This is a genomic window from Pseudomonas spartinae (genome assembly GCF_965197125.1).
Classification (GTDB): domain Bacteria; phylum Pseudomonadota; class Gammaproteobacteria; order Pseudomonadales; family Pseudomonadaceae; genus Aquipseudomonas; species Aquipseudomonas composti_A.
In genome coordinates this window covers 219,028-241,166 of record NZ_CBDAMB010000004.1, presented here as the reverse complement: position 1 = coordinate 241,166, position 22,139 = coordinate 219,028, and the positions used below count along the sequence as shown (strand labels likewise).

The window sequence follows — 22,139 nt, the reverse complement described above, 5'->3', positions numbered from 1 at the left end:
TGGCGACCTTAACTTTAAAGTTCACTTTAATGTCAATGGTCGTTTTCGTCGTATACGCCCTCGCACGTCGCGCCTTTTCGCCTCGGGTGGGGCGCCGATTCTGCTGCTTGACCTTTAAGTTATATTTAACCTTAGGGTTGCCGCGTCTGCCCCTCGGAGAGCGTTTCGATGGGCATAGATGAATTTCTCAACGCGGATGACAACGATGAAACAGCTGGTCGAACTTACCAAACGCCTGAAACGCCAACGTACTGCACTTCTGGTCGGTGTGATTCTCAACGCCGCCGCAATGCCGCTATGGGCACAGGACGCTGAAGCGCCCACTGCAAGGGTCGATATTGCCGGCCATTCCGTGCCTGTGGTGGCGGGTGGGCTTTATGATCGCTATCACTCCAATCCACCGCTGGCGGTCATCGCTGCCGAGGCGCCGGACATCGACCTCAGCTGGTTTCGCGGTCTGCAGAAAACCAGGGTAGACATGGGCTTCGAGTCTTACTCACCCAACTTCTACTACCGCAACACGCGCGTCACGGCGGTGTTCACCGCCGACCTGGACAGGTTGCGCGAGCTGATGCCCGCCGCGGTGCTGGAGCAGGTGCAGCCACTGCAAATCTGGCCGGGCAGGGGGCTGGTTGCCTTCACCGCCTATGCCTATCACTACTGCGATAACGACAGCTACAACGAGATCGCGCTGTCCATCGTCACCAACAAGCCTGGCAATGCCAACCTGGGGCCCATCAGTCTGCTTGGCCAATCGCTGTCCAAGGACTTCTGGGGGTACGTGCTCAAGTTGCCGGTCAACACCGAACTGGCGCGAGTGCGTGGTGTGGTTGGTTACAACCTGCCGAAGTGGCTGGCGCCCATCGATTACCGCGAAACCGACGAGCGTCTCGTCTTCGAAATCGCCGACAGCGAAACCGGCAAGCCCGACGTTACCTTCGAGGTGGAGAAGCTCGCTGAGGTCTCCAGCGAACCGGAGTTGGTGACCAACAGCTTCACCAATATTGGTCACGATGGTGAGCTTGCCTACGGCTATGCCGTTTCCCGGCAGATGAGCCATGCCTCCAGCTCGAACGCGGAAGCGGTGAATCTCAAGCTCGGTGCTGGCAGCCTCTCGACCTATATCGAGTCGCTGAAGCTGGGCAAGATGATGAGGTACGAATACGTGCCGGACTTCCAGAGCGCGCTCTATGCGCCAGAACCACTGGCGCAACTGACGAGTCCGGAGTGACGAAGGGCCGAGCCGAGGAGGGCAAGGCCTGTATTGGCTGCACCGTGCAGGCGTTTCGCGAGAGTCCGCTCGCTGGGCGCTGATGCCGGTATGGCGAGCGGTCGCTCATTTCTTCGCGCGTTTGGGTCGCCCGCTCGGTTCGCCCAGGTTCATCTTTGCTAGCACCCGCTTGGCATTGGCGGCGCAGTCGAGGTCGTCCGGCTTGCTTTCGATCTCGTCGATCAGTGCCAGCAGGTGCGTCTTGCTCTGGGCCAGGCGCTGCTCCAGCGCTTCGATGTCTTTCACCTTTGCCTGCAAGGTGTCGAGCAGTTTGCCGTGTTGCCACTGCGACAGATCCTGCGGCAGCAGGGTACGCAGCTCATCCAGGCTGAAGCCGGCTTGCTGGGCGGTGGTGATCAGGTTGAGCACCATCACGGCCTGTTCCGGGTAACTGCGATAGCCGTTGGCCTGACGCTCCACCAGTTTGAGCAGGCCAATGCTTTCATAGAAACGAATGCGCGAGGCCGCCAGGCCGGTGCGTTGCGCCAGTTCGCCGATCTTCATGCCAATTGCGCCTTTTATGGTGCTGCTCTAGTCATAGGTTGAAGCAGCACTTTAACCTTCGCCTCGGCCTGTGCAACGATTTTTTTGCTCTCAGCCGATCAACAATGCGATGCAGACGACAGCGGCTATGATTGCCTGAACCTCCGAATCGCCAGGCACGATGCGTGAAGCCTTCGATCCTCTTTCTAGTGCTGCTGTGCTCGTTGTCTGGCGCCTTGGCCAGGGCAGGGACCTATCAGATCGTCACGGAAGAATGGGCGCCCTACAACTATGAGGAAAACGGCCACCTCACCGGTATGTCGACGGAGGTCGTGCGGGCCATCATGGCGCTTACCGGGGATGACTTCGAAACCACCCTGTTGCCCACCATGCGCGCCACCTATGCGCTGCAGAATCACCCCGGAACCATCATGTACTCGATGTTCCGCACACCCGAGCGCGAGCCGCTGTACAAATGGGTCGGGCCAATCGTGGAGGAGTCTATCTACCCCTATCAGTTGGCCGGCTCGACTGCGCCGATCACGTCCCTGGAGCAGTTGATGCGCGCGCCGCAGATCACCACGCGCCACGCAGGCCTGGTGCCGAAAACGCTCGATTCACTGGGGTTCAAGAACCTCGACAAGAGTGCGGCCGAGAGTTACCAGCTCTATCGCATGCTCCTGGCCGGGCGTACCGAGGTGATCGTCGGCGATACCGATGCAGGTGTGGCCTACTACAGCCGCCAGTTGGACATCGCCCCGGACACCCTCCGGCGGGTGCCCATCGAGCTTTACCGTTCCTCGTTGTACATCGCCTTCAGCCGCGACTGTGACGATGAGCTGGTCGCGGCCTGGGCCGCTGCCCTGAGTCAGCTGCGCCGTTCGGGTGAGCTGGCGCGCATCCAGCATCGCTACGAACGGCGGGGCGATCAGTGACCGGCTGAAACGCCCTGGTCGATGGCCATGTCGGCACCGGTGATCGAGCGGGCGCCGGGCTGGCAGAGGAAGAACGCCAGCTCGGCCACTTCCTCCGGCTGGATGAAGCGCGCCTGCTCACCTTGCGGATATTTCCCCAGCAACTCGCGGTAGTAGGCTGCCGGGTCGCCATTGCCATAGCGCTCGGCCTGGAACTTGAGCATCGGCGTCTCGATGTCGCCGGGCGAGACGGCGTTGCAGCGCACGCCGTAGGGCGCCAGGTCCAGTGCCAGCGCCTTGGTGAAGAGGGTGAGGCCGCCCTTGCTGGCGCAGTAGGCGGCCGCATTCGGATTACCCTGGCGCCCGGCATCGCTGGAGATATTGACGATGGCGCCGCGCGTTTCACGCAAGTGTGGGATAGCGGCGGCGCAGATGAAGAAGCTGGCCTTGAGGTTGACGTCCAGGACCAGGTCGAAATCCTCCTCGCTGAAGTCTTCCACCGGCCCTTCGCGCCATACCCCGGCCGCGTTGATCACTGCATCGAGCCGTGCGCATGTCCTGACTGCCGCGCTCACCACGGCATTGCAGGCCGCCGCTGTGCGGATGTCCGCCGGCAAACTGCCGGCCACTGCGTGGCGCTGGGCCAGATCGTCCAGGCCGCTGGCGTTGGCATCGGTGGCGAACACCAGCCAGCCACCGGCCAGAAAGCGTGCGACCAGCGCACTGCCCACGCCCCCTGCGGCGCCGGTGATCAGGACGACGGGGCGAACCTCGCTCGTGGCGCTCATGGTGCCTTGTCCTCGATCAGGCAGTTGCCGCCATCCACCACCAGCACTTCACCGGTGATGTAGCTGGCTTCGGGGGAGGCGAGGAAGGCCACGGCTGACGCCACCTCCTCGGGGCGGCCTGCGCGGCCGATCGGTACGTAGGCGGCGGCGCGCTGTTCATGTGGCGTGCTCGAGCCCGTCGCGATCCAGCCCGGCGCCACGGAGTTGACCGTAATGCCCTGGCGGGCCACTTCCAGCGCCAGGCCCATGTTCATTCCCACCATGCCGGCCTTGGCAGCGCTGTAGGCCGCTTCGCCGGGGTGGCCGGCCTTGGTGCCAGTGGTGGAGCTGATATGGATGATGCGCCCGTAGCCGCGCATGCGCATGCCCGGCAGCACGGCGCGGGTGAGCAGGAAGGCCGTGGTCAGGTTGCGCGCGATCGTCAGGTTCCAGTTCTCCAGGCTCATGCTGGACACCTCCTCGAGCTTCTCGGGGCTGCCCTGCATGGTCATGCCGGCGTTGTTCACCAGGATGTCGACGTGCCCCCACAGCCCTTCGGCCCAGATGGCGAACGCCTGCACGCCGGCTTCGTCGGTGAGATCGACTGCCCGGCCCTCGGCCTCGAAGCCCTCGGCACGCAACTCGGCTACACGCTCGGTGATGCGCGCGCTGCTGGCGGTGACGATCAGCTTCGCCCCGGCCGCGCCCAGACGCCTGGCGATGGCCATGCCGATACCCTGTTCGCTACCCGCGCCGCTGACCAGTGCGACCTGATCTTTCCAGTTGTGAGCCATGACGTTGTTCCTCTTGCTGTTGCAGATAAGTGGAACCTAAGTTGGTTTATCTGATAAACAAAGACGATAGTTATCAGAAAAACTGACAACAACCATGGCATTCAACAGCGAAACCCTGCGCGTTTTTCTCGCCGTGCTCGATGCGGGCTCGTTTTCCGCCGCAGCTCGACGGCTGGGGCGCGTGCCTTCGGCCGTGAGCATGGCAATTGCCCAGCTCGAAGCCGAACTGGATCTGGAACTCTTCGACCGCAGCACGCGCAAGGCGCTACCGACCGAGGCAGCGCTGGCGCTGGAGCCCCAGGCGCGCCAGGTGGCCAGCCAGCTCAACCGCCTGGATGCCCAGGCGCTGCAACTGCATCAGGGGCTGGAACGGCGCCTGGTCATCGCCATGGCGCCGGAGCTGCAGACCGGCATGTGGAGCCAGCCACTGATCGGCCTGGCGCAGGAATTTCCCATGCTGGAGATAGAGGTGCGTTCCGCCTCGCAGGCCGAGGCCGTGCGCCTGATACACGAGGGCAGCGCCCATCTGGCGCTGGTGTTCGAGCGTCCCGGCATCGATGAGCGCGAACACTTTCTTGAAGCCGGTAGCCAGTTGCTGGTGGCGGTGGCCGTGCCGGAGTACCTGAAGGAAATGGATGAGCGGAGCATGAGCGATGCACGGCAGATCGTCGTCGCCGCAGGTTCGCCTTCGGCGACGGATCCGCAGGTGATCCTCTCGCACCGGGTGTGGCTCACCGATAGCCACCTGGCCACGCTGAACCTGGTGCAGGCAGGGCTGGGTTGGGCGTACCTGCCGGTGCCCCTGGTCGCTGCGCTGATTGCCTCGGGCAGCTTGCAGGAGGTGCAGTTCGGCAACATGGCCAGCCAGTTGCGGCTCTGGGTCGACATCCTCTGGAACAGCGGCCGGCCGCTTGGTCTGGGGGCTCGGCGCTATCTTGAGCTGATACGGGAGGGGATCAAGGCGCAGCCGCCTCGGAGCTAGAACTGGCCGGCAAGTGATCGTAGCGATACGAACACTTTCCGGGGCGTATGAGGTGTCGCCTGGAGGTCAGATCGTCTGCCCGCCAGATACTTCGATGCGCTGAGCATTGATCCAGCGATTCTGCTCACCGAGCAGGCTGGCGATCATTGGGCCGATATCGTCTGGCACGCCAACGCGACCAAGTGCCGTCATATTTGCGAATACCGTATTCAGATCCGGCATGTCGCGTACGGCACCGCCTAGAAAGTCCGTCTCGATCGCGCCGGGCGCCACGGTATTGACCGCGATACCGCGGCTACCCAGCTCCTTGGCCAGGTAGATGCTCAGCACTTCCACCGCTCCTTTGACTGCCGAGTAGGCCGCAAAGCCCGGGTAGGCGATACGTGTCAGCCCGGAGGAGATATTGACGATACGACCGCCCTCGGCCATGAGCGGCAGCAGCGCCTGGGTGAGGAAGAACACCCCTTTGAAGTGCACGTTCACCAGTGCATCGAACTGCGCCTCGTTGGTTTCGGCAATCGAGGCCATGTCCCCGTGTCCGGCGTTATTGACCAGATGATCGAAGCTGTCGCGCTGCCAGGTGTCGCGTAGCGCCTGGCGCAGGCGCTCCACGAAAGCGGGGAATGTGCTGACATTGCCTGCATCGAGTTGCAGTGCAACAGCCTTTCGCCCCAGCGCCTCGATTTCGGCTGTCACGGCCAGCGCGGCATCGGCCTGACTGTGATACGTGACGACGACATCGTGACCCTGACGAGCGATATTCAGGGCGGTATTACGGCCTAGGCCACGGCTGGAGCCAGTTACGATGGCGATCTTGGTCATGGTAAAAACCTCTGGTTGGTGAAGGGGATTTCATTGTGTGATCCGTGGGGTAACCCCGTCCTTACCGAAACCTCGACGCTTTTTGCCTATTTCTCCAAGGGTGAACAACGTGCCCATTACCAGCCTCAGGAAGCCACGATGAGCAAGACGTTGTTGGCGGTCGTTCGCGACTATCTGGATCAACATGCCGATCCCGATGGGCTTGCCCAAACTCCCATTCCAGGCTTGACCATCATCCGCACGCAGCAGCCCAGTGGGCTGGACTACGCGATCACCCGGCCTCTTGCCTGCCTTGTGCTACAGGGCGGCAAGCAGGTCATGACGGGCGCACGCACGTTCACTTTCAGAGCGGGTGACTCCTTGTTGATCAGCGCCGATGTACCGACGGTCAGTCAGATCATCGAAGCGAGTCCCGCAGAGCCTTACATCTCGCTGGTGATCGATCTGAATCCAGCCTTGCTGACCGAGTTGATGGAGCAAATGAAGTCAGCTCCGATTGCGGACGAGGCACCGATCAGGATCGAGCCTACCGACAGCGAGGTGGCCGAGGCTGCGCTGCGCCTGATGCGCTTGCTGGATCGACCGGCTTCGGCAGCGGTGTTGCATGCTTCGCTGGTGCGTGAGCTGCACTACTGGTTGTTGGCTGGGCGTCACGGCTCGGCAATCAGCCGTCTGGGCTGGCCGGACGGCCATGCGCAACGGATCGCGCGGGCGGTGAAGGTGCTGCGCACCGAGTTCAACCGATCCCTGCCAGTGGAATATCTGGCTTCTGTGGCCGGCATGAGCACCTCGTCTTTCCATCAGCACTTTCGTAACCAGACGTCGCTGACGCCGTTGCAATTTCAAAAGCAGCTGCGTTTGATCGAAGCGCGTCGGCTGATGCTGGGGGAGGGGGTAACTGCCAGCAGTGCGGCATTCGCCGTTGGGTACGAAAGCGTCTCGCAGTTCAGTCGAGAATACCGCCGCCTGTTTGGCCTGCCCCCGGCCAGGGATGCGAGTGTCGCGTGTTAATCACTCGGTTACGCCCCGCCGGTCAACGAGTCGCTACCGTCCATGGGTTCGAAGCGCTCGCTGGCATCCATGCGAATGCCCCGCAGGTTCCGCGTCTGCAGGTGTGACTCGTACAGCGCCTCGGCGAAATAACTGATCAGGATCGAACGGCGACGTCGGCCGGTTAGGTTTCGGCTACCGGCGTGTACCAGGTCGACGTCGAATACCAGGATGTCGCCCGCGGCACCGGCAAGTTGCACGGAGCGCGACTCGTCGTTGAAGTCGAATGGTGGCTCGCCCGGTTGTGGGCGGTGGCTGCCGGGGACGATGCGGGTGGCGCCATTGTCCGGGCCGTAGTCGTCGAAGTAGACCATGACGTTGGCGATATCGCCTGGGCGCTGCATCGAGAGATCACGGTGCAGTTGCTGGTGGCCGCCATCTGCCAGGGGTTCACGGCCTTCCACCTGGGCGAGGAAGAAACGCTCGCCGATCAGTTCACCGACCACCGCCAGCAGCTGAGGCAAGCGGCACACGGCTTGAATCCTGGGCTCATGATCAAGCAGCGCGTGGCGCCAACCGGGGCCGCGCGGCACGGGCCATTGCTCCGAGGCTTTGACGCCGGCATCGAATGCGCAACGCAGCTCATCCAGCCAGCCCGAAGGAACCGCCTGGCGCAGCAGGGCGTAGCCTTCTCGATGAAGTTGTTGGGGCACTGTCGAGGTCCTTGTCATCCATTCATCCTGACGGCAGCAGCGGTCAATCCACTCATTAAGGTCGCGGCTCTCGGCCAGAAAATTCAACCGCAGGCCCTGGCCAAGACTGCATACAATGGGCGCCTGATCATTCCGGGCCATGAACATGGCTGCAGCCAACGAGGAATTCGCCCCCATGGCCTCTCCAGACAAACAGAAGAAGCGCGCCCAGCGGGCCAAGACCAGGGCCAAGCAGAACCGCATGGGCAAGCCCAAGCCACAGGCCAACGTCGTCCACCCGATTCTGGCCAATCCCTTTATCAACGAACCCTTCGATGATGTCGAGATCGACCTCGCCACCTTCGATTTCAAGGACATCGAGGAAAACGGCTTCGACCCCGCGCATTTCGACGACCTGTTCCAGGCCATGAAGGCCGGCGAAGGCATCAGCCTGCTCGCCCTGTGCCTGGTATTCCTGCAATACCCGGTGCTGGAACTGGTGGTCGCAGAAGAATCGCAGGAGGCCGCGACCGATTTCATGATGGGCCTGCTGATCGTCTATCGCGCCATCTTCCATGACGAGGACGAAGAGACCGCGCTGGCCTGGATCGGCAGCGAAGCCTTCCAGAGCGCCTACAACGAAGCCTCGGAGATCCTGCAGAAAAAGAACGTCCGCGCCTGACGATCACGGATCAACCTTTCAGCGCCGCCTCGATCGTCGCGATGTCGATCTTGCTCATGGTCATCATCGCCTCGAAGGCACGCTTGGCTGCCGCGCGGTCAGGGCTGGCGATGGCGGCGCTGAGGATGCGCGGGGTGATCTGCCAGGAGATGTCCCCATTTGCCAGCGCGTAGATGTGGGACAGACCACGATTAGTTACGCTTCTGCTTGATCATTCAAGCCATAACCGTGGTCTGTTCGCTATTGTCTCATCAATGAGAATGGATACGTGCTTGTGCCTAGCGCGTTAGCACAAGGTCTCGCTCATCACGGTTTCCTAAAGCCACTGTACACTCGCGCTCTATGAAGGAGGGAAAGGGGCTCATTTATTTACTGGGCCACCGTCCGCTCTTGGCCGATTGCTGCCCCTCGGAGTAGCGTGCGAGAGGCTATGATGGACGTCTCGGAAGCTTATTATGACGAACAGCAAAAAGGCGCAACACTGCACGATCTGTGCATGCCTACTCGATAATCTGGAAGATCCGCTATCGGCTAATACCGGCGGGGATTGCTGGAGATGCATAGGCGCTATCGAGGCGGAAATGGGATGCGCAGAGTCACTCGAATATGTACGCCAAGAATACGAGGCGGGACTTCGGCCTGGCTGGATCGATCCGTTCAAGCCATGATTCGAAAGCTGCATTTACGACTGCTTCGGGTAGGTTTCTACCATTCCTCTGAGGCTGCCGTCGGCCCAGAGAAGACGCCCATACCTAGAAAAAGTAGCCTCTACAGACTCCAGGGATCCGAGAAGTGGGATGAGTAACCTGCTATCCATTACAAGTCATAAATCTAAGTACAGCTCCGGCTTCTACTCTACCTTTACCATTGACGGTATACCTCTGGAGGTCTGGTTACCTCGTCATAATCGAGAGGCTGAATTACACCTCGTAGCTGCTCATTCAGGCTTGCATAGCGATGACGACACCTATTTGGTCTGGGATCGGATCTACTCCACCGCGCCGGGCTGGAAGACCTTGGTTCCCCTGCTCGTATGCTCTGATGACTTGGACCTAACCTGTACCGTCATTGTCGCTGAACAGCATGCTGATGAGCACAATGTCCACTGGCGTCGATTTGGCTTGATGAAGGATTTAGTCACTCTGCAATCTCCTGCTGTCGATTGGTACGACTCAATACCGGGTCTGACTTTCGAGCGTCTCCAGTTCCAGAGCGTACTGGACACGTTCCGAAAACAAGAGAACATCAAGATGTACTGGGATTAGGGGCGAAAGCTGGGGGGCGGCTATCGGCCAAGAGCGGACATTCAGCCAATAAATAAATCTTTCCCATTTTCCTCTTCAGGCTTGTGCTGGCCTGTTTGTCGTTACGGCTGAGGCTCTCTCACCCAGAACACCGGGTACTGATCGAACGGGTACTGCTTGCCGTCGTAGCGGACAGTGGTACTGACCTTGCGTAGCACGGGCTCCTGCCGACTCTCGCGGACATGAGCAGTTACCAGCAGGTCGGCGTAACCATGGGCTTGCTTCGGCCCAAGGCCCAGCGTCAGCTCGGCTCGCTCTGACTGGAAGTCACTGTCCATCACACAGGACGTACCCCTTACCGTCGTCCATGAGTACAGATAGGTGGCAAACACCGACCTCAGCCGAGGCCCTTCCGGCACCATCAGCGTCAGTAGATCGTTAAAGCCGGCATCCGGACAGCTTGCCCCGCGCGCGACACTGCGTACCACCACGCCGAGCACGCGAACGCCGGGCGCCAGGTGATAGCGCGCGGCCACTCATCAATGCGCCGCGGTCTTGGCCAGCTCAGCTCACCCAGCGCTGCCGCGCCCAGCCACTCAAGCCATCGACCATCAGCACCAGCAGCAACATGGCCAGGATTACCGTGGCCGCCTGGGCTTCCTGAAACAGGCTGAGGCTCATGTAGAGCATCTGCCCCAGGCCGCCGGCGCCGACGAAGCCGAGCACGCTGGCCATGCGGATGTTGTTCTCCCAGCGGTAGAGCGTGTAAGCCACCAGTTGCGGCCAGACGCCGGGCAGGGTGCCGTAGCAGAAGGCGGCCACGCGTCCGCCGCCGTTTTCGCGGATGGCATCGGCGGGCTCGCGCGGGGTGTTTTCCAGCGCTTCGGCGAACAGGCGGCCGAGCACGCCCGCCGTGTGCAGGGCCAGGGCCAGGGTGCCGGCGTTGGGGCCGAGGCCGGCGGCCAGCACCATGAGCGCGGCCCACACCAGTTCGGGGATGGCGCGCAGGGCATTGAGCAGCAGGCGTGTGGCGTGCAGGGCGACGCCGCCGAAACGGCCGGCGGCCGGCAAGGCCAGAGCCAGGCCGAGCAGGGCAGCGAGCAGGGTGCCGAGGGCGGACATCGCCAGGGTTTCCAGCGCGCCCCGGCCAATGGCCTGCAGGTGCGTGGCGGAGAAGTCCGGCCGCAGGAAACCGCTGGCGTACTGGCCCATCTGCGCCAGGCTGTCGCCGGCGACCAGGGCGGCGAGGTCGATGCCCAGGTAGAGGAACGAGGCGATCACCGCGCCGAGGATGGCGGCGAGCAGAATCAGGTTGCCGGCTCTCATGTCAGCCTCGCACGCAGCAGGCGGCTGAACTGGTCGGCCAGCAGCACCAATAGCAGGAAGGTGAGCAGCATGCTGGCCACTTCGCCGCCAGAGAACATGCGCAGTGACAGGTCGATCTGCTGGCCCAGGCCACCGGCGCCGACGAAGCCCATTACCACCGAAGCGCGAATGGCGCACTCCCAGCGGTAGACGGTGTAGGACAGCATCTCGCCGGCGGCATTGGGTAGCACGCCGTAAGCGAAGGCGCTCAGGCGGCTGCTGCCGGCACCCAGCAGTGCGCGTGCCGGGCGGGCGTCCACCGACTCGAAGATTTCCGCATAGACCTTGCCGAGCATGCCGGCGTAGGTGATGGCGATGGCCAGCACCCCGGCGGTGGGGCCGAGGCCAACGGCGCGCACGAACAGCAGTGCCCAGACGATCTCCGGCACGCTGCGCAGGAAGATCAGCAGGCCGCGCACCGGCCAGCGCGCCAGGTTCGCCCACCAGGCCGGGCGGCCGCCACGGTGTACGGCCGACAACGACAGCGCACGGCTGGCCAGCAGTGCGGCGGGAATGGCGATCAGCAGCGCCAGGCTCATGCCGGCGGTGGCGATGGCCAGGGTTTCCAGGGTGGCGCGGCCGAGCAGGGCGAGGAACTCGGCATCGTGCGCAGGAGGCCAGAAACCAGCGAGGAAATTGCCCATGGCGCGGCTGTTGTCGCCATCGACCAGCACGCTCAGGTCCAGCTCGCTCAGGTGGATGCCCGGCCACAACAACAGCAGTGCCAGCGCGGTGATCAGCAGACGCGGCAGGGCAGCGGGGTCGCGTGGAGCGGTGCTCAGCATCGTGGGATATGCGCCGGTTGCGCCTGCACGGAAGGGCTGGGTGCGGCCTGCAACTGCTCGTTGGCGTACAGCGCCTGCAGTTGCGCGGGCTGCACCTCAGCTGCCGGCAGGTCGAAAGCGATGCGCCCGTCGCGAATGCCGACCACCCGGGGGAAATGCGCCAGTGCCAGGTCGACGGCGTGCAGGCTGGCCAGCAGGGTCATGCCACGCTCGGCGGCCTCGCGGTTGAGCACGGCCAGGGTATGGCCGGCCAGCACCGGGTCCATGGCCGAGACCGGCTCGTCGGCGAGGATCAGCTCGGGCGCCTGATACAGCACGCGGGCGATGCCGACGCGCTGCAGCTGGCCACCGGAGAGCTGGTCGCAGCGCTGGTAGAGTTGTTCGCTGATGTCCAGGCGTGCCAGAGCAGCCTGGGCGCCGCTGGCATCCAGCGGATGCAGCAGGTTGATCAGGCCCTTGGCCAGCGACCACTGACCAAGTTTGCCGGCCAGCACGGCGGTGACCACGCGCTGGCGCGGTGGCAGCGGCGGAGACTGGTGGATCAGGCCGATACGCGCGCGCAGCCGTTGGCGCTGGCGGGCAGCCAGGCGCCAGGGGTTGCTCTGCAACAGTTCGATCTCGCCGTGCGTGGGTTGCAGGCTGGTGGCCAGCAGGCGCAGCAGGGTGGTCTTGCCGGCGCCGGAGGGGCCGATGATGGCGACCCGTTCGCCGGGGCTTACCCGCAGATCGATGTTGTCGAGCGCGACCTTGCCGTTGGCGTGGGCCAGGCCCACGCCACGCAGGGCGATGCTCACTTCAACAGGCCGGCAGCGCGAGCGGCTTCCTCGATGCCTGCGTAGTTCTCAGGCTTGGTTTCGATGAAGCGGCTGGCGGCCTGCAGGTCGAGAATCGCCTTCTGCTCCGGCTTGGCCGGGTCGAGGGCGAGGAAGGCCGTCTTGATCTTCTCCTGCAGCGCCGGGTCGAGGTTGCCGCGTACCGTCCAGTTGTAGTCGTAGTAGGTGGGGGTGGTGGCGAAGACCTTGACCTTGTCGGTGTCGACCTTCTTGGCGTCCACCAGCTTCTGCCACACCGAGGCGTTGAGCACGCCGGCGTCGGCCTTGCCGGCCTGGACCCAGGCTGCAGTGGCGTCGTGCGCACCGGAGTAAGCCACGCGGCTGAAGAAGTCTTCCGGCTTGATGCCGTCCTGCAGCATGAAGTAGCGCGGCATCAGGCTGCCGGAGGTGGAGGACACAGAGCCGAAGGCGAAGGTCTTGCCCTTGAGATCCTGCAGGGATTTGACCGCCGGATCGGCAGTGATGAACTTGCTGGTGAACTCGGCATCCTGCTCGCGCTGTACCAGCGGCACGGCGTTGCCGGTCTTCAGGCGCGCCTGGACGAAGGTGAAGCCGCCCAGCCAGGCCATGTCGATACGGTCGGCGGCCAGCGCCTCGACCACGGCGGCGTAGTCGGCCACCGGCACGAACTCCACCTTCATGCCCAGCTCCTGTTCCAGGTAGGCGCCCAGCGGTTTGAACTTGCGCAGCAGCTCGGTGGGAGCCTCGTCAGGGATGGCCGAAACCTTGAGAACGTCGGCGGCGACAACGGAAAAGGACAGGGTCAAGCCGGCGGCCAGGGCCAGGATATGTTTGAACATGAAGATTCTCCGGTTCAATGGCGGAAAAGGTTCGCAGTGGCGCAGGTGCGCCTGCTGAGGGTAGTCGAGACGCGGGCGATTATAGGGGCGAGCTGGTTAAAGAACAGCTTTGCTAGAATCCGCGCCTTGTTTCTGATTTGCCGAGAGCGATGCCATGAGCGAGCCGATCCGATTGACCCAGTACAGCCACGGTGCAGGTTGTGGCTGCAAGATTTCTCCCAAGGTGCTGGACGTGATCCTGGCGGGTAGCGGCGCGCAGAACCTCGATCCACGGCTGTGGGTCGGCAATGCCTCGCGCGACGACGCTGCGGTCTATGCGCTCGATGAAGAGCGCGGCGTGGTTTCTACGACTGATTTCTTCATGCCCATCGTCGATGACCCCTTCGACTTCGGCCGCATCGCCGCCACCAACGCCATCAGCGACATCTACGCCATGGGCGGCGAGCCGCTGATGGCCATCGCCATTCTCGGCTGGCCGGTCAACGTGCTTGCACCGGAGGTCGCCCGCGAGGTGATCCGTGGCGGCCGCGCGGTGTGCGATGCCGCGGGCATACCGCTGGCCGGTGGACACTCGATCGATGCACCGGAGCCGATCTTTGGCCTGGCCGTGACCGGCGTGGTGGATAAGCGACACATGAAGCGCAACGACACTGCCACGGTCGGCTGCAAGCTGTACCTGACCAAACCGCTGGGCATCGGCATCCTCACTACCGCCGAGAAGAAGGCCAAGCTGCGCGAGCAGGACGTCGGGCTGGCACGAGACTGGATGTGCACCCTGAACAAACCGGGCAGCCGCTTCGGCAAGCTCGCCGGTGTGCAGGCGATGACCGACGTGACCGGGTTTGGCTTGCTCGGCCATCTGGTGGAGATGGCCGAGGGCGCCGGGCTGACCGCGCAACTGGACTACGCGACCGTGCCATGCCTGCCGGGTGTCGAGCACTACCTGGCCGAGGGCTGCGTGCCGGGCGGTACGCTGCGCAATTTCGACAGCTATGGCGAGAAGATTGCGCCGATCAGCGAGGCGCAGCGCAACCTGCTGTGTGATCCACAGACCAGCGGCGGCTTGCTGGTGGCGGTAGCCGCCGAAGGCGAGGCAGAGTTTTTGGCCGTGGCGGCCGAGCTGGGCCTGAATCTTGCGCCCATCGGCCAGATGATCGAGCGACAGCGTTACGCGGTAGAGGTGGCCTGATGCGTGACAACACTGCCGACTATCGCGAACTTTTTCTCAACGACGTGCCGATGATGGATATGCGCGCCCCGGTGGAATTTACCAAGGGCGCCTTTCTCAATAGCACCAGCCTGCCGCTGATGACCGACATCGAGCGGCAGAAGGTCGGCACCTGCTACAAGCAGAAGGGCCAGCAGGCCGCCATCGAACTGGGCCATCAGCTGGTTTCCGGCAAGGTCAAGGCGCAACGCGTCGAGGCCTGGGCGGCCTTCGCCAATGCCCATCCCGATGGCTACCTGTACTGTTTTCGCGGCGGCCTGCGTTCGCAGATCGTCCAGCAGTGGCTGAAGGATGCCGGCATCGACTACCCCCGGGTGATTGGCGGCTACAAGGCGATGCGTACCTTCCTCATCGAAACCCTCGAGCAGGCGGTGGCCGAGTGCGATTTCGTCATCGTCGGCGGCATGACCGGCACCGGCAAGACCGAAGTGGTGGCGCGCCTGGCCAACAGCATCGACCTGGAAGGGCACGCCAATCATCGGGGGTCGAGCTTCGGCAAGCGCGCCACCAGTCAGCCCTCGCAGATCGATTTCGAGAACCGCCTGGCGGTGGACTTACTCAAGCGCCGCGCCCGCGGCCAGCAGCAGTTCGTACTGGAGGATGAGAGCCGCCTGATTGGCACCTGCTCGTTGCCCTTGCCGCTGCACCTGGGGATGCAGCAGTACCCGATGGTCTGGCTCGAAGACAGCTTCGAGGGGCGCGTGGAGCGTATCCTCGGTGATTACGTGATCGACCTGGCGGCCGAGTTTCTTGCCGTGCATGGTCAGGAGCAGGGCTTCGAGCGCTTCGCCGGACGCCTGCTGCAGAGTCTGGACAACATCCAGCGGCGCCTGGGCGGCGAGCGTCATGCACGCCTGCGCGGCCTGATGCAGGAAGCGCTGGACGTGCAGCGCAGCACCGGCTTGGTGGAACTGCATCGGGGCTGGATCGAAGGTCTGCTGCGCGAGTATTACGACCCGATGTACGCCTACCAGCGCGACAGCAAGGCTTCGCGAGTGGAGTTCAGTGGCGATGCCGAGGCGCTCGTCGCCTATCTGACCGAGCGCTCATCGAGCCGCTGAAGCGGTACGCCGATTACCTTCAACCGCGTTTTGACAACGGAGTTTGAGATGAGCACTTCACTGCCCGCCCTGGCCTTCGCTGGCATCGGCCTGATGGGGCTGCCGATGACCCGCCGCCTGCTCGCTGCCGGTTACCCGCTGACCCTCTGGAACCGCACGCCGGATAAATGCGCACCGTTGCTGGAGCAGGGCGCGCACCGGGTGGAGAACCCCGCCGAGCTGTGTCGCGATGCCAATGTGGTGATGCTCTGCCTGGCCAATACCGAAGTGGTGCGTGAGGTAGTGTTCGGCCCGGGCGGGATCGTCGAAGGCGCACGGCCGGGGCAACTGTTGGTGGACTTCTCCAGCCTGGAGCCGGCTGCCACGCGTGAGATGGCCGCTGAGCTGGAAGCGCGCAGCGGCATGCGCTGGGTGGATGCGCCGGTATCCGGAGGTACGCCGGGGGCCGAGGCCGGTACGCTGGCGATCATGGCCGGTGGTCGTGAAGAAGATGTGGAGCGCGTGCGCCCGATTCTCGCGCACCTGGGCCAGCGCCTGACGCGCATGGGCGAGGTGGGTGCGGGGCAGGTGACCAAGGTGTGCAACCAGATGATCGTTGCCTGCAACGCCCTGGTGATCGCCGAAGTGGTGGCGCTGGCCGAGCTCGCCGGGGTCGATGCCAGCCTGATCGCCCCGGCACTGGCCGGTGGTTTCGCCGATTCCAAGCCGCTGCAGATTCTGGCGCCACAGATGGCGGCCAGTCAGTTCGAGCCGATCAAATGGCATGTGCGCACACTGCTCAAGGACCTCGATACGGCGGTGAAGCTGTCGCATCAGCAGGGCAGCGCCACGCCCATGAGCGGGCTGGCTGCGCAGTTGATGCGTCTGCACGGCAGCCAGGGCAACCTGCAGCGCGACCCGGCCACGCTGGTGGAAATGCTGCGGGAGCAATGCCCATGAAGATTGCCGCCAATCTGTCCATGTTGTTCACCGAGTTGCCCCTGCGCGAGCGCGTGCTGGCGGCGATGAGCGCGGGTTTCGATGGCGTGGAAATTCAGTTCCCTTACGAGTTGCCGGCGCTCGCCCTGAAGGAAGTGCTGGAGTTGACCGCGCTGCCGCTGGTGTTGATCAACGTACCGGCGGGCGATCTGATGACCGGCGGCCCCGGCCTGGCCAGCGTGCCGGCACGACAGGCTGCGTTCGACGCTGCATTGCAGGAGGCGCTGACCTACGCCGCCATGGTCCGCCCGGCGTGCGTCAACGTGCTGCCCGGCCGCCTGGCCGAAGGCGTGAGCCGCGAGCAGGCGCTGGATTGTCTGGCCGCCAACCTGCGCAAGAGTGCCGAAGCCTTCGCCACGTTGGGCATTGGTGTGCTGGTGGAGGCGATCAACCCCATCGACATGCCGGGTTTCCTGATCAATACGCCACAGGATCTGGATGCGCTGCTGCGCGCCGTGGATCACCCGAATCTGGCCGCGCAGTACGACCTCTACCATATGGCGCGCCAGGGGCTGGATGTGGCGGCCGGCATGCGCCTGCTGGCCGGGCGCATCGGCCATGTGCAGTTCGCCGATGTGCCGGGGCGTGGTGCGCCGGGTACGGGGGAACTGGCGTTCCCGGCGCTGCTCGGCGCGTTGCGTGACAGCGGTTACAGCGGCTGGCTGGGCGCCGAGTACAAGCCAGGTGAGATGGGCACGCAGGCGAGTCTGGGCTGGTTGCAGGCGTTCAGGGCTTGAGTGCGAGGTGCCTGGGTCGCGGCTGAAGCCGCTCCTACAGAGCAGCATGGCTGCTGTGGGAGGCGCTTCAGCGGCGAGGCGAAGGCTCAGAACCTGGCCGCCACCCGTTCCAGCGGCCGGTAATGCGGAGGGAAGCGGGCCAGGATTTCTTCCAGCGGTACCGGCTTGCTGAACAGATAGCCCTGGACTTGATCACAGTCGCGCTGCTGCAGAAAGGCCAGCTGCTCGACCGTTTCCACGCCTTCGGCGACGACCTTCAGATGCAGGGCATGGGCCATGGCGATGATGGCGTGGACGATCTCGCGGTCCTGGCTGGAGTGGGCCACGTCCTGGATAAAGGAGCGGTCGACCTTCAGCGTGTCCAGCGGTAAGCGGCGCAGGTAGGCGAGCGAGGAATAGCCGGTGCCAAAGTCATCGATGGACAGGCTGACGCCCAGCGCGCGGATATTCTCCAGCAGGCCGATGGCGCGGTTGATATTGCTCAGCAGCGCGCTTTCGGTCACCTCCAGCTCCAGGCAATGAGCGGGGCAACGGGTCGAGTTCAACAGCTGTTCGATACGCCCGGGCAACTGGTCGTTGGCCAGGTTCAGCGCCGAGCAGTTGACCGCGATCTTCAACCCCGGGTAGCCCATGTGATCCAGTCTGTTGAGGTCGAGGCAGGCACGGCGCAGCACCCAGTTGTCGAGCAGGTCGATGAAACCGTTGGCTTCGGCGATGGCGATGAAGCGTTCGGGGGTGAGCAGGCCATGCTGCGGATGAGACCAGCGCACCAGAGCCTCGAGCTTGCTCAGGGCACCGCTGCGCAGATCGATGATCGGCTGGTAGTAGAGGATCAGGCCATTGTCCTGCTGCAGGGCCTGGCGCAAGTCTTCTTCCAGCTGCAGCTCGAGCGAGGCTTTCTGCTTCAGGTGCGGGTTGAAGAAATGCACCACGTTGCGCCCGCTGCCCTTGGACTGGTACAGCGCCAGATCGGCGTGCTTGAGCAGTTCGTCGGCGCTGTTGCCGTCCTGCGGAAACAGGCTGATGCCGACGCTGGTGGTCATCACGATCTTGCGGCCGGCCAGGCCAATCGGCTCCTTCATGTGCTCCAGCATGCGTGCGGCCAGGGCGCGCGGGTCGGCATTGACGTCGAGGCTGGCGACCACGCAGAACTCGTCGCCCCCGAAGCGCGCGATGATGTCGCGTTCGCGCAGTGCGCTGCGGATGCGCTGCGCCACCACGCGCAGCAACTCGTCGCCGGCATCGTGGCCGAGGCTGTCGTTGATGCGCTTGAAGTGATCGATATCGAGAAACATCACCGCCAGGCTGCGGCCGGTGATCGCGTGTTCCTCCAGGGCGGCGGCGAATACCCGGTTGAAGCCGCGGCGGTTGAGCAGCTCGGTCAGTGGGTCGAAATGCGCCACTTGTTCCAGCGACGCCTTGGCTTGATCGAGCTGCACCAGCAACGTGTTGACCCGCTGCAGGTCGCGCTCCTGGTCGTCCAGTTTGCGTCCGATCCAGGCCGCCGCCAGGCTCAGGCTGAGAATCAGCAAGGTGATGGAAGCGACGATCAGCACCAGTTGCACGCTGTTGTCGGCGCTACGCAGCTGCAGCGGCGTCCCTGGCGCCACCATCAGGTGGAGCGCAGCCATGCCGGTGTAGTGCATCGAGGCGATGGCAGCGCCCATCACCAGCGCCGCGGAATATTTCATCCAGCGCTGGCGCTGCAGTGATCCGTGGCGCACGTAGCGATTGAGCAGCAGGGCGGCGAAGCTGGCGCTGATGGCGATGACGATGGACAGGGTGAACAGGCCGCCGTGGTAGTAGGCCTGGGCATCGGAGCGGATCGCCGCCATGCCGCTGTAATGCATGGCGCTGATGCCCAGGCCGATGATGATCGCCGCCAGTAGCTGGCGGCTCAGGCCGGGACGCGGCATGGCCATGTAGTAAAGGGCGAGCAGGGCGGCTGCCAGGGCCACCAGTAACGACAGCACTGTGGTGGCGAGGTCGTAACGGATGGCGACCGGCGCCTGGAATGCCAGCATGCCGATGAAGTGCATGGACCAGATGGCGCCGGCCAGACACAAGCCCCCGAGCAGGCCCCAGACCAGGCGCATGCCGCGTCTTTGCACCTGATCGAGGTGTCTGGCGATGGTCAGGGTACTGAGGCTGCCGACGCTGGCGAGGGCGTATGACAGCGCCACGAGCCAGGGGTCGTGTTCGCAATTGAGCAGCATCTGGCCGTGCTCGGGCAGGTCTGCGAGAAAGCGGATCGATAGTCCGTCCATAGTCACCCCGCTTGGTGGCAGCTGGCGTGCTCTGTTCAGTCAAGCACAGGCACTTTTGTTCCACCTATTTTCCGTAGTCGTTGAGTGAGATCACCCGAGTCTTGCCGATGCGATGGCGGTAGATCTCGCGCAGGTACTTGATCGCCTGCTTGACGCTTTCGCGCGACAGGCGGATGTCGTTGATCGAGACGAACTTCTCGGCGTCGTGAATCAGCTCGCGGTACTTCTTCTCATACATGGGTTTGATCGCGTACCAATTGGTATCGAGGATCTTCGCCGGGTCTTCGTACTCGTTGAGCATGGCGTCGAGTTGCGCCTCGTTGAACCGCTCGGAGACGATGAAGTCGAGCATGGCGTCGTCCAGGCTGTCGTCGAAACGGTACTGGTCACGCGCGAAGCAACGCTTGATGTAGGCGACGATCAGGGTCAGGAAGTCGTCCGACAGGCACGGGCTCTTGACGATCAGCGTAGTCAGCGACAGGTTCGCCGAGGCGCCGATCACCAGTGCATAGCGCTTGAGCGTGGTGTTGGGGAAGAGGTTGTTGAGGTGGGTCTTGAGGCGGTTCAGGTCCATGTAGGACAGCTTGTAGTCCTTGGGCAGCGAGACGATCGACACCACCGAGGAGCAGTTCTTGAAGAAGTGCAGGTCGCTCAGCTGGGAGGCGTCGTAGCCGCTGGCCTTGTACTGCTCCAGCGCCTGGCGATAGCGCTTGGATTCGATCGGCAGCAGGCTGATGCCTTCGATGGCCTGGGTCACCTTGTTGAAATGCGGCAGGTCGATGGAGCGGAAGAACAGATCGTCGATGTTCAGTCGTGGCGGGTGCTGCTCCTTGTCCAGCACGCGGAATTTTTCCGACAGTTGGGCCGCCTGCTCGGGCACCACGGATTCGGCGTAGGCCACGGCCACCGGGCCGGCCAGGCTCATGAACAGGTCGTTGGCATCCAGGCGGATGGTCTCGCCGATGTCGATGCCGGCGCGGCGGAAGTAGTTCTGGTCGTAGTCGCTGGTTACCGCCTGGGCGGTGAGGATGTTGAAGATCTGCTGCGAGATGTACTGGTTGGCGTGGCGCTCCATGGCGGTCACGTCGATGTTGTGGATGCTGCCGTCACCGCTTTCCTCGGCGTAGCGCATGATGTCGTTGGAAATCAGCATCATGGCGTTCCACGGGCGGATACGGCGCATCACGCTTTCGGCGCTGCTTTGCTCGTTGTCGAAGTTGTAGGAGAAGTCCCATTCCTCGGCCAGGTACTTGCACAGCAGGCGCCCGGCGTTGATGTGCAGGGCCTCGGACATCTCGCTGCGCTGGTCGGAGATGTTCGGCAGGATGCAGATGCCGCTGGTGAAGATCGGCTCGAAGACGAAGCCACGATCACGTTCGGCGTCGTCTTCCTCCGGCGCCTTGCTGTCGAAGGTCTTGCTCATGTAGGCGAACTGCTGCGCCAGGCCGAACTCCGAGGCCATGCCCGAGCCTGTGCCACCGCCAGCGCTGAAGATATAGAAGTACAGCCGCGACTGGTTGGCCTTGATGCCACATGAGTCGATCAGGTAGCTGTGGATGAATTTCCAGTCTTCGTTGGAGAACCGCTGGGTGTCCTTGTTGAGGATGATCTTGGCCAGGTACTGGCCGAGGATCGGCGCGTTGCCGGCGCCACCGGCGTGCACCTCGGACAGGTCCATGATCTTCATCTTGCTGTAGTCGTCGAGAAAGCCGCTGATCTCGCCCTTGCGCGAAAAACGGATACGCCCGGCGATGTCCTTGTCCAGGTCGCCCAGCATCACCAGCGGCTCAATCAGAAACACTGGCTTGCTGCTCTTGCTCGGCGCGCGCAGCAGGTTGCTGCGAATCCAGCGGCTGGGACGCGAGGCCTGCTCGATGGTGGCGCTGGCTTCGCTGTGAAACTCTTCCAGATAGAACTGCCGAGCGTTGTAGACCAAGGAAGCGACATCCAGGGCGATGTTCGAGCCGCAGCGGCCAAGGCCGATCAGGCATACCGAGGGAAATTGCTGGATACGGCTCGACTCGCCCTCGTCGAGCGGTTCGCCCAGCGGGAAGACCATGTTGCGCAGGCCATCGAGGTTATCGAGGATGCGCTCGATATCGCGCTCGGTGAAATACAGATACTGCTCACCGGTTTCGCTCAACGCCGGCAGCGCGGGCGGCGCCAGTAGGTTGTCGGCGATATCCGCCAGGGTGGCTTCCTTGGTGGGGGGTACGGCGTCTTTTTTTGTTTTCATCAGTGACAATCCGGCGAGTCCGTGGGGTATTGGCCATTGGCCATGAATTGACCAGTCCCATTGGTTCTAGCACGGAAAAAAGCACTTTGCGTTCTTCGGTCTAATATTGACGCCGGTTTGCCGTCACCTCATCGGTCTGCATCAATCAAACCAATGGTCGCAGCGCGTCATTCCGCGCTCGGTAGGCGCCACCGCAGTAAGCCGCACGC

The 22,139-nt window shown here is 63.2% G+C and carries 22 protein-coding genes and 1 pseudogene; 10 read left to right on the top strand and 13 right to left on the bottom strand.

All coding sequences use genetic code 11. The features are described from left to right. The first annotated feature begins 205 nt into the window (after window positions 1–205). Window positions 206–1,231: an acetoacetate decarboxylase (ADC) gene (locus tag ACN8M7_RS11860; RefSeq protein WP_490260890.1), complete on the top strand. Its 1,026-nt coding sequence runs from the start codon at window positions 206–208 to the stop codon at window positions 1,229–1,231. A 105-nt stretch (window positions 1,232–1,336) separates the two neighbouring features. Here ACN8M7_RS11860 and ACN8M7_RS11855 read toward each other — a convergent pair whose 3' ends face one another. After that, on the bottom strand, window positions 1,337–1,774 hold the full coding sequence (locus ACN8M7_RS11855; RefSeq protein WP_061237773.1) for a MerR family transcriptional regulator: 438 nt from the start codon (window positions 1,772–1,774) through the stop codon (window positions 1,337–1,339). Window positions 1,775–1,938: 164 nt separating this feature from the next. Between ACN8M7_RS11855 and ACN8M7_RS11850 the strand changes: the two genes are divergently transcribed. Continuing rightward, window positions 1,939–2,688, top strand: coding sequence for a substrate-binding periplasmic protein (locus tag ACN8M7_RS11850; protein ID WP_490260889.1), 750 nt, complete (start codon window positions 1,939–1,941; stop codon window positions 2,686–2,688). Here ACN8M7_RS11850 and ACN8M7_RS11845 read toward each other — a convergent pair. Then, on the bottom strand, window positions 2,682–3,455 hold the full coding sequence (locus ACN8M7_RS11845) for an SDR family NAD(P)-dependent oxidoreductase (protein ID WP_490260888.1): 774 nt from the start codon (window positions 3,453–3,455) through the stop codon (window positions 2,682–2,684). The two genes, ACN8M7_RS11850 and ACN8M7_RS11845, sit on opposite strands and share 7 nt — an antisense overlap. Further along, window positions 3,452–4,228: an SDR family NAD(P)-dependent oxidoreductase gene (locus ACN8M7_RS11840; protein ID WP_490260887.1), complete on the bottom strand. Its 777-nt coding sequence runs from the start codon at window positions 4,226–4,228 to the stop codon at window positions 3,452–3,454. The genes ACN8M7_RS11845 and ACN8M7_RS11840 overlap by 4 nt, the downstream gene beginning before the upstream one ends. A 94-nt stretch (window positions 4,229–4,322) precedes the next feature. Here ACN8M7_RS11840 and ACN8M7_RS11835 point away from each other — a divergent pair, with 94 nt between their 5' ends. Then, window positions 4,323–5,210, top strand: coding sequence for a LysR family transcriptional regulator (locus ACN8M7_RS11835; RefSeq protein WP_490260886.1), 888 nt, complete (start codon window positions 4,323–4,325; stop codon window positions 5,208–5,210). 66 nt (window positions 5,211–5,276) lie between these two features. Here ACN8M7_RS11835 and ACN8M7_RS11830 read toward each other — a convergent pair whose 3' ends face one another. Then, complete coding sequence (locus tag ACN8M7_RS11830; protein ID WP_490260885.1) at window positions 5,277–6,032, bottom strand: SDR family NAD(P)-dependent oxidoreductase; 756 nt, start codon at window positions 6,030–6,032, stop codon at window positions 5,277–5,279. Between the two features lie 138 nt (window positions 6,033–6,170). Between ACN8M7_RS11830 and ACN8M7_RS11825 the strand changes: the two genes are divergently transcribed. Beyond that, window positions 6,171–7,043: an AraC family transcriptional regulator gene (locus tag ACN8M7_RS11825; RefSeq protein ID WP_490260884.1), complete on the top strand. Its 873-nt coding sequence runs from the start codon at window positions 6,171–6,173 to the stop codon at window positions 7,041–7,043. Between the two features lie 8 nt (window positions 7,044–7,051). Here ACN8M7_RS11825 and ACN8M7_RS11820 read toward each other — a convergent pair whose 3' ends face one another. After that, window positions 7,052–7,753 carry a phytanoyl-CoA dioxygenase family protein gene (locus tag ACN8M7_RS11820; protein WP_490260883.1) on the bottom strand — a complete coding sequence of 234 codons (702 nt, stop codon included), beginning with the start codon at window positions 7,751–7,753 and terminating at the stop codon, window positions 7,052–7,054. A gap of 157 nt (window positions 7,754–7,910) precedes the next feature. Between ACN8M7_RS11820 and ACN8M7_RS11815 the strand changes: the two genes are divergently transcribed. After that, on the top strand, window positions 7,911–8,396 hold the full coding sequence (locus ACN8M7_RS11815; protein WP_490261018.1) for a hypothetical protein: 486 nt from the start codon (window positions 7,911–7,913) through the stop codon (window positions 8,394–8,396). Between the two features lie 10 nt (window positions 8,397–8,406). Here ACN8M7_RS11815 and ACN8M7_RS11810 read toward each other — a convergent pair. After that, window positions 8,407–8,547 (bottom strand): annotated as a pseudogene (locus tag ACN8M7_RS11810) (VOC family protein); the annotation flags it as partial. A gap of 646 nt (window positions 8,548–9,193) precedes the next feature. Between ACN8M7_RS11810 and ACN8M7_RS11805 the strand changes: the two are divergent. Next, a complete protein-coding gene (locus ACN8M7_RS11805) occupies window positions 9,194–9,661 on the top strand; it encodes a hypothetical protein (RefSeq protein WP_490260882.1) in 468 nt (155 codons plus the stop codon). A gap of 101 nt (window positions 9,662–9,762) precedes the next feature. Here ACN8M7_RS11805 and ACN8M7_RS11800 read toward each other — a convergent pair whose 3' ends face one another. The 5 genes from ACN8M7_RS11800 to ACN8M7_RS11780 are packed head-to-tail and all read right to left on the bottom strand — an operon-like array spanning window position 9,763 to window position 13,423. Continuing rightward, entirely contained in the window at window positions 9,763–10,176 is a 414-nt protein-coding gene (locus tag ACN8M7_RS11800) for a PA3715 family protein (protein WP_490260881.1), read from the bottom strand. A 28-nt stretch (window positions 10,177–10,204) separates the two neighbouring features. Further along, window positions 10,205–10,966: a phosphonate ABC transporter, permease protein PhnE gene (gene phnE / locus ACN8M7_RS11795; RefSeq protein WP_490260880.1), complete on the bottom strand. Its 762-nt coding sequence runs from the start codon at window positions 10,964–10,966 to the stop codon at window positions 10,205–10,207. Continuing rightward, the gene (locus ACN8M7_RS11790) at window positions 10,963–11,790 is read right to left on the bottom strand and encodes a PhnE/PtxC family ABC transporter permease (RefSeq protein WP_061237783.1); all 828 of its coding nucleotides are present in this window, start codon (window positions 11,788–11,790) and stop codon (window positions 10,963–10,965) included. The genes phnE and ACN8M7_RS11790 overlap by 4 nt, the downstream gene beginning before the upstream one ends. After that, the gene (locus tag ACN8M7_RS11785; protein ID WP_061237784.1) at window positions 11,784–12,584 is read right to left on the bottom strand and encodes a phosphonate ABC transporter ATP-binding protein; all 801 of its coding nucleotides are present in this window, start codon (window positions 12,582–12,584) and stop codon (window positions 11,784–11,786) included. Before ACN8M7_RS11785 ends, ACN8M7_RS11790 begins: the two co-directional genes overlap by 7 nt. Beyond that, a complete protein-coding gene (locus ACN8M7_RS11780; protein WP_061237785.1) occupies window positions 12,581–13,423 on the bottom strand; it encodes a putative selenate ABC transporter substrate-binding protein in 843 nt (280 codons plus the stop codon). Before ACN8M7_RS11780 ends, ACN8M7_RS11785 begins: the two co-directional genes overlap by 4 nt. Before the next feature lie 154 nt (window positions 13,424–13,577). Here ACN8M7_RS11780 and selD point away from each other — a divergent pair, with 154 nt between their 5' ends. The 4 genes from selD to ACN8M7_RS11760 are packed head-to-tail and all read left to right on the top strand — an operon-like array spanning window position 13,578 to window position 17,427. Beyond that, entirely contained in the window at window positions 13,578–14,612 is a 1,035-nt protein-coding gene (selD, locus tag ACN8M7_RS11775) for a selenide, water dikinase SelD (protein ID WP_490260879.1), read from the top strand. Beyond that, window positions 14,612–15,712: a tRNA 2-selenouridine(34) synthase MnmH gene (mnmH, locus tag ACN8M7_RS11770; protein WP_490260878.1), complete on the top strand. Its 1,101-nt coding sequence runs from the start codon at window positions 14,612–14,614 to the stop codon at window positions 15,710–15,712. Before selD ends, mnmH begins: the two co-directional genes overlap by 1 nt. Window positions 15,713–15,760: 48 nt before the next feature. After that, window positions 15,761–16,651, top strand: a complete 891-nt coding sequence (locus tag ACN8M7_RS11765; protein WP_490260877.1) for an NAD(P)-dependent oxidoreductase — start codon at window positions 15,761–15,763, stop codon at window positions 16,649–16,651. After that, window positions 16,648–17,427, top strand: a complete 780-nt coding sequence (locus tag ACN8M7_RS11760) for a hydroxypyruvate isomerase family protein (RefSeq protein ID WP_490260876.1) — start codon at window positions 16,648–16,650, stop codon at window positions 17,425–17,427. The genes ACN8M7_RS11765 and ACN8M7_RS11760 overlap by 4 nt, the downstream gene beginning before the upstream one ends. Before the next feature lie 86 nt (window positions 17,428–17,513). Here the strand turns inward: ACN8M7_RS11760 and ACN8M7_RS11755 are convergent, their stop codons facing one another. Both ACN8M7_RS11755 and ACN8M7_RS11750 read right to left on the bottom strand, forming a co-directional pair. Then, window positions 17,514–19,694 (bottom strand): putative bifunctional diguanylate cyclase/phosphodiesterase, encoded by a 2,181-nt coding sequence (locus ACN8M7_RS11755; RefSeq protein ID WP_490260875.1) that lies wholly within the window; start codon window positions 19,692–19,694, stop codon window positions 17,514–17,516. Window positions 19,695–19,758: 64 nt separating this feature from the next. Next, on the bottom strand, window positions 19,759–21,930 hold the full coding sequence (locus ACN8M7_RS11750; RefSeq protein WP_490260874.1) for a hypothetical protein: 2,172 nt from the start codon (window positions 21,928–21,930) through the stop codon (window positions 19,759–19,761). Window positions 21,931–22,139 lie beyond the last annotated feature (209 nt).

What these genes read in the sequence shown, in the direction of transcription:
- ACN8M7_RS11760 (WP_490260876.1), top strand. Translation starts at nt 16,648, where the DNA reads ATGAAGATTGCCGCCAATCTGTCCATGTTGTTCACCGAGTTGCCCCTG.
- ACN8M7_RS11815 (WP_490261018.1), top strand. Translation starts at nt 7,911, where the DNA reads ATGGCCTCTCCAGACAAACAGAAGAAGCGCGCCCAGCGGGCCAAGACC.
- ACN8M7_RS11840 (WP_490260887.1), bottom strand. Translation starts at nt 4,228, where the DNA reads ATGGCTCACAACTGGAAAGATCAGGTCGCACTGGTCAGCGGCGCGGGT.
- ACN8M7_RS11790 (WP_061237783.1), bottom strand. Translation starts at nt 11,790, where the DNA reads ATGCTGAGCACCGCTCCACGCGACCCCGCTGCCCTGCCGCGTCTGCTG.
- ACN8M7_RS11860 (WP_490260890.1), top strand. Translation starts at nt 206, where the DNA reads ATGAAACAGCTGGTCGAACTTACCAAACGCCTGAAACGCCAACGTACT.
- ACN8M7_RS11765 (WP_490260877.1), top strand. Translation starts at nt 15,761, where the DNA reads ATGAGCACTTCACTGCCCGCCCTGGCCTTCGCTGGCATCGGCCTGATG.
- ACN8M7_RS11755 (WP_490260875.1), bottom strand. Translation starts at nt 19,694, where the DNA reads ATGGACGGACTATCGATCCGCTTTCTCGCAGACCTGCCCGAGCACGGC.
- ACN8M7_RS11820 (WP_490260883.1), bottom strand. Translation starts at nt 7,753, where the DNA reads ATGACAAGGACCTCGACAGTGCCCCAACAACTTCATCGAGAAGGCTAC.
- ACN8M7_RS11845 (WP_490260888.1), bottom strand. Translation starts at nt 3,455, where the DNA reads ATGAGCGCCACGAGCGAGGTTCGCCCCGTCGTCCTGATCACCGGCGCC.
- phnE (WP_490260880.1), bottom strand. Translation starts at nt 10,966, where the DNA reads ATGAGAGCCGGCAACCTGATTCTGCTCGCCGCCATCCTCGGCGCGGTG.
- ACN8M7_RS11855 (WP_061237773.1), bottom strand. Translation starts at nt 1,774, where the DNA reads ATGAAGATCGGCGAACTGGCGCAACGCACCGGCCTGGCGGCCTCGCGC.
- selD (WP_490260879.1), top strand. Translation starts at nt 13,578, where the DNA reads ATGAGCGAGCCGATCCGATTGACCCAGTACAGCCACGGTGCAGGTTGT.
- ACN8M7_RS11805 (WP_490260882.1), top strand. Translation starts at nt 9,194, where the DNA reads ATGAGTAACCTGCTATCCATTACAAGTCATAAATCTAAGTACAGCTCC.
- ACN8M7_RS11830 (WP_490260885.1), bottom strand. Translation starts at nt 6,032, where the DNA reads ATGACCAAGATCGCCATCGTAACTGGCTCCAGCCGTGGCCTAGGCCGT.
- ACN8M7_RS11835 (WP_490260886.1), top strand. Translation starts at nt 4,323, where the DNA reads ATGGCATTCAACAGCGAAACCCTGCGCGTTTTTCTCGCCGTGCTCGAT.
- ACN8M7_RS11750 (WP_490260874.1), bottom strand. Translation starts at nt 21,930, where the DNA reads ATGAAAACAAAAAAAGACGCCGTACCCCCCACCAAGGAAGCCACCCTG.
- ACN8M7_RS11825 (WP_490260884.1), top strand. Translation starts at nt 6,171, where the DNA reads ATGAGCAAGACGTTGTTGGCGGTCGTTCGCGACTATCTGGATCAACAT.
- mnmH (WP_490260878.1), top strand. Translation starts at nt 14,612, where the DNA reads ATGCGTGACAACACTGCCGACTATCGCGAACTTTTTCTCAACGACGTG.
- ACN8M7_RS11780 (WP_061237785.1), bottom strand. Translation starts at nt 13,423, where the DNA reads ATGTTCAAACATATCCTGGCCCTGGCCGCCGGCTTGACCCTGTCCTTT.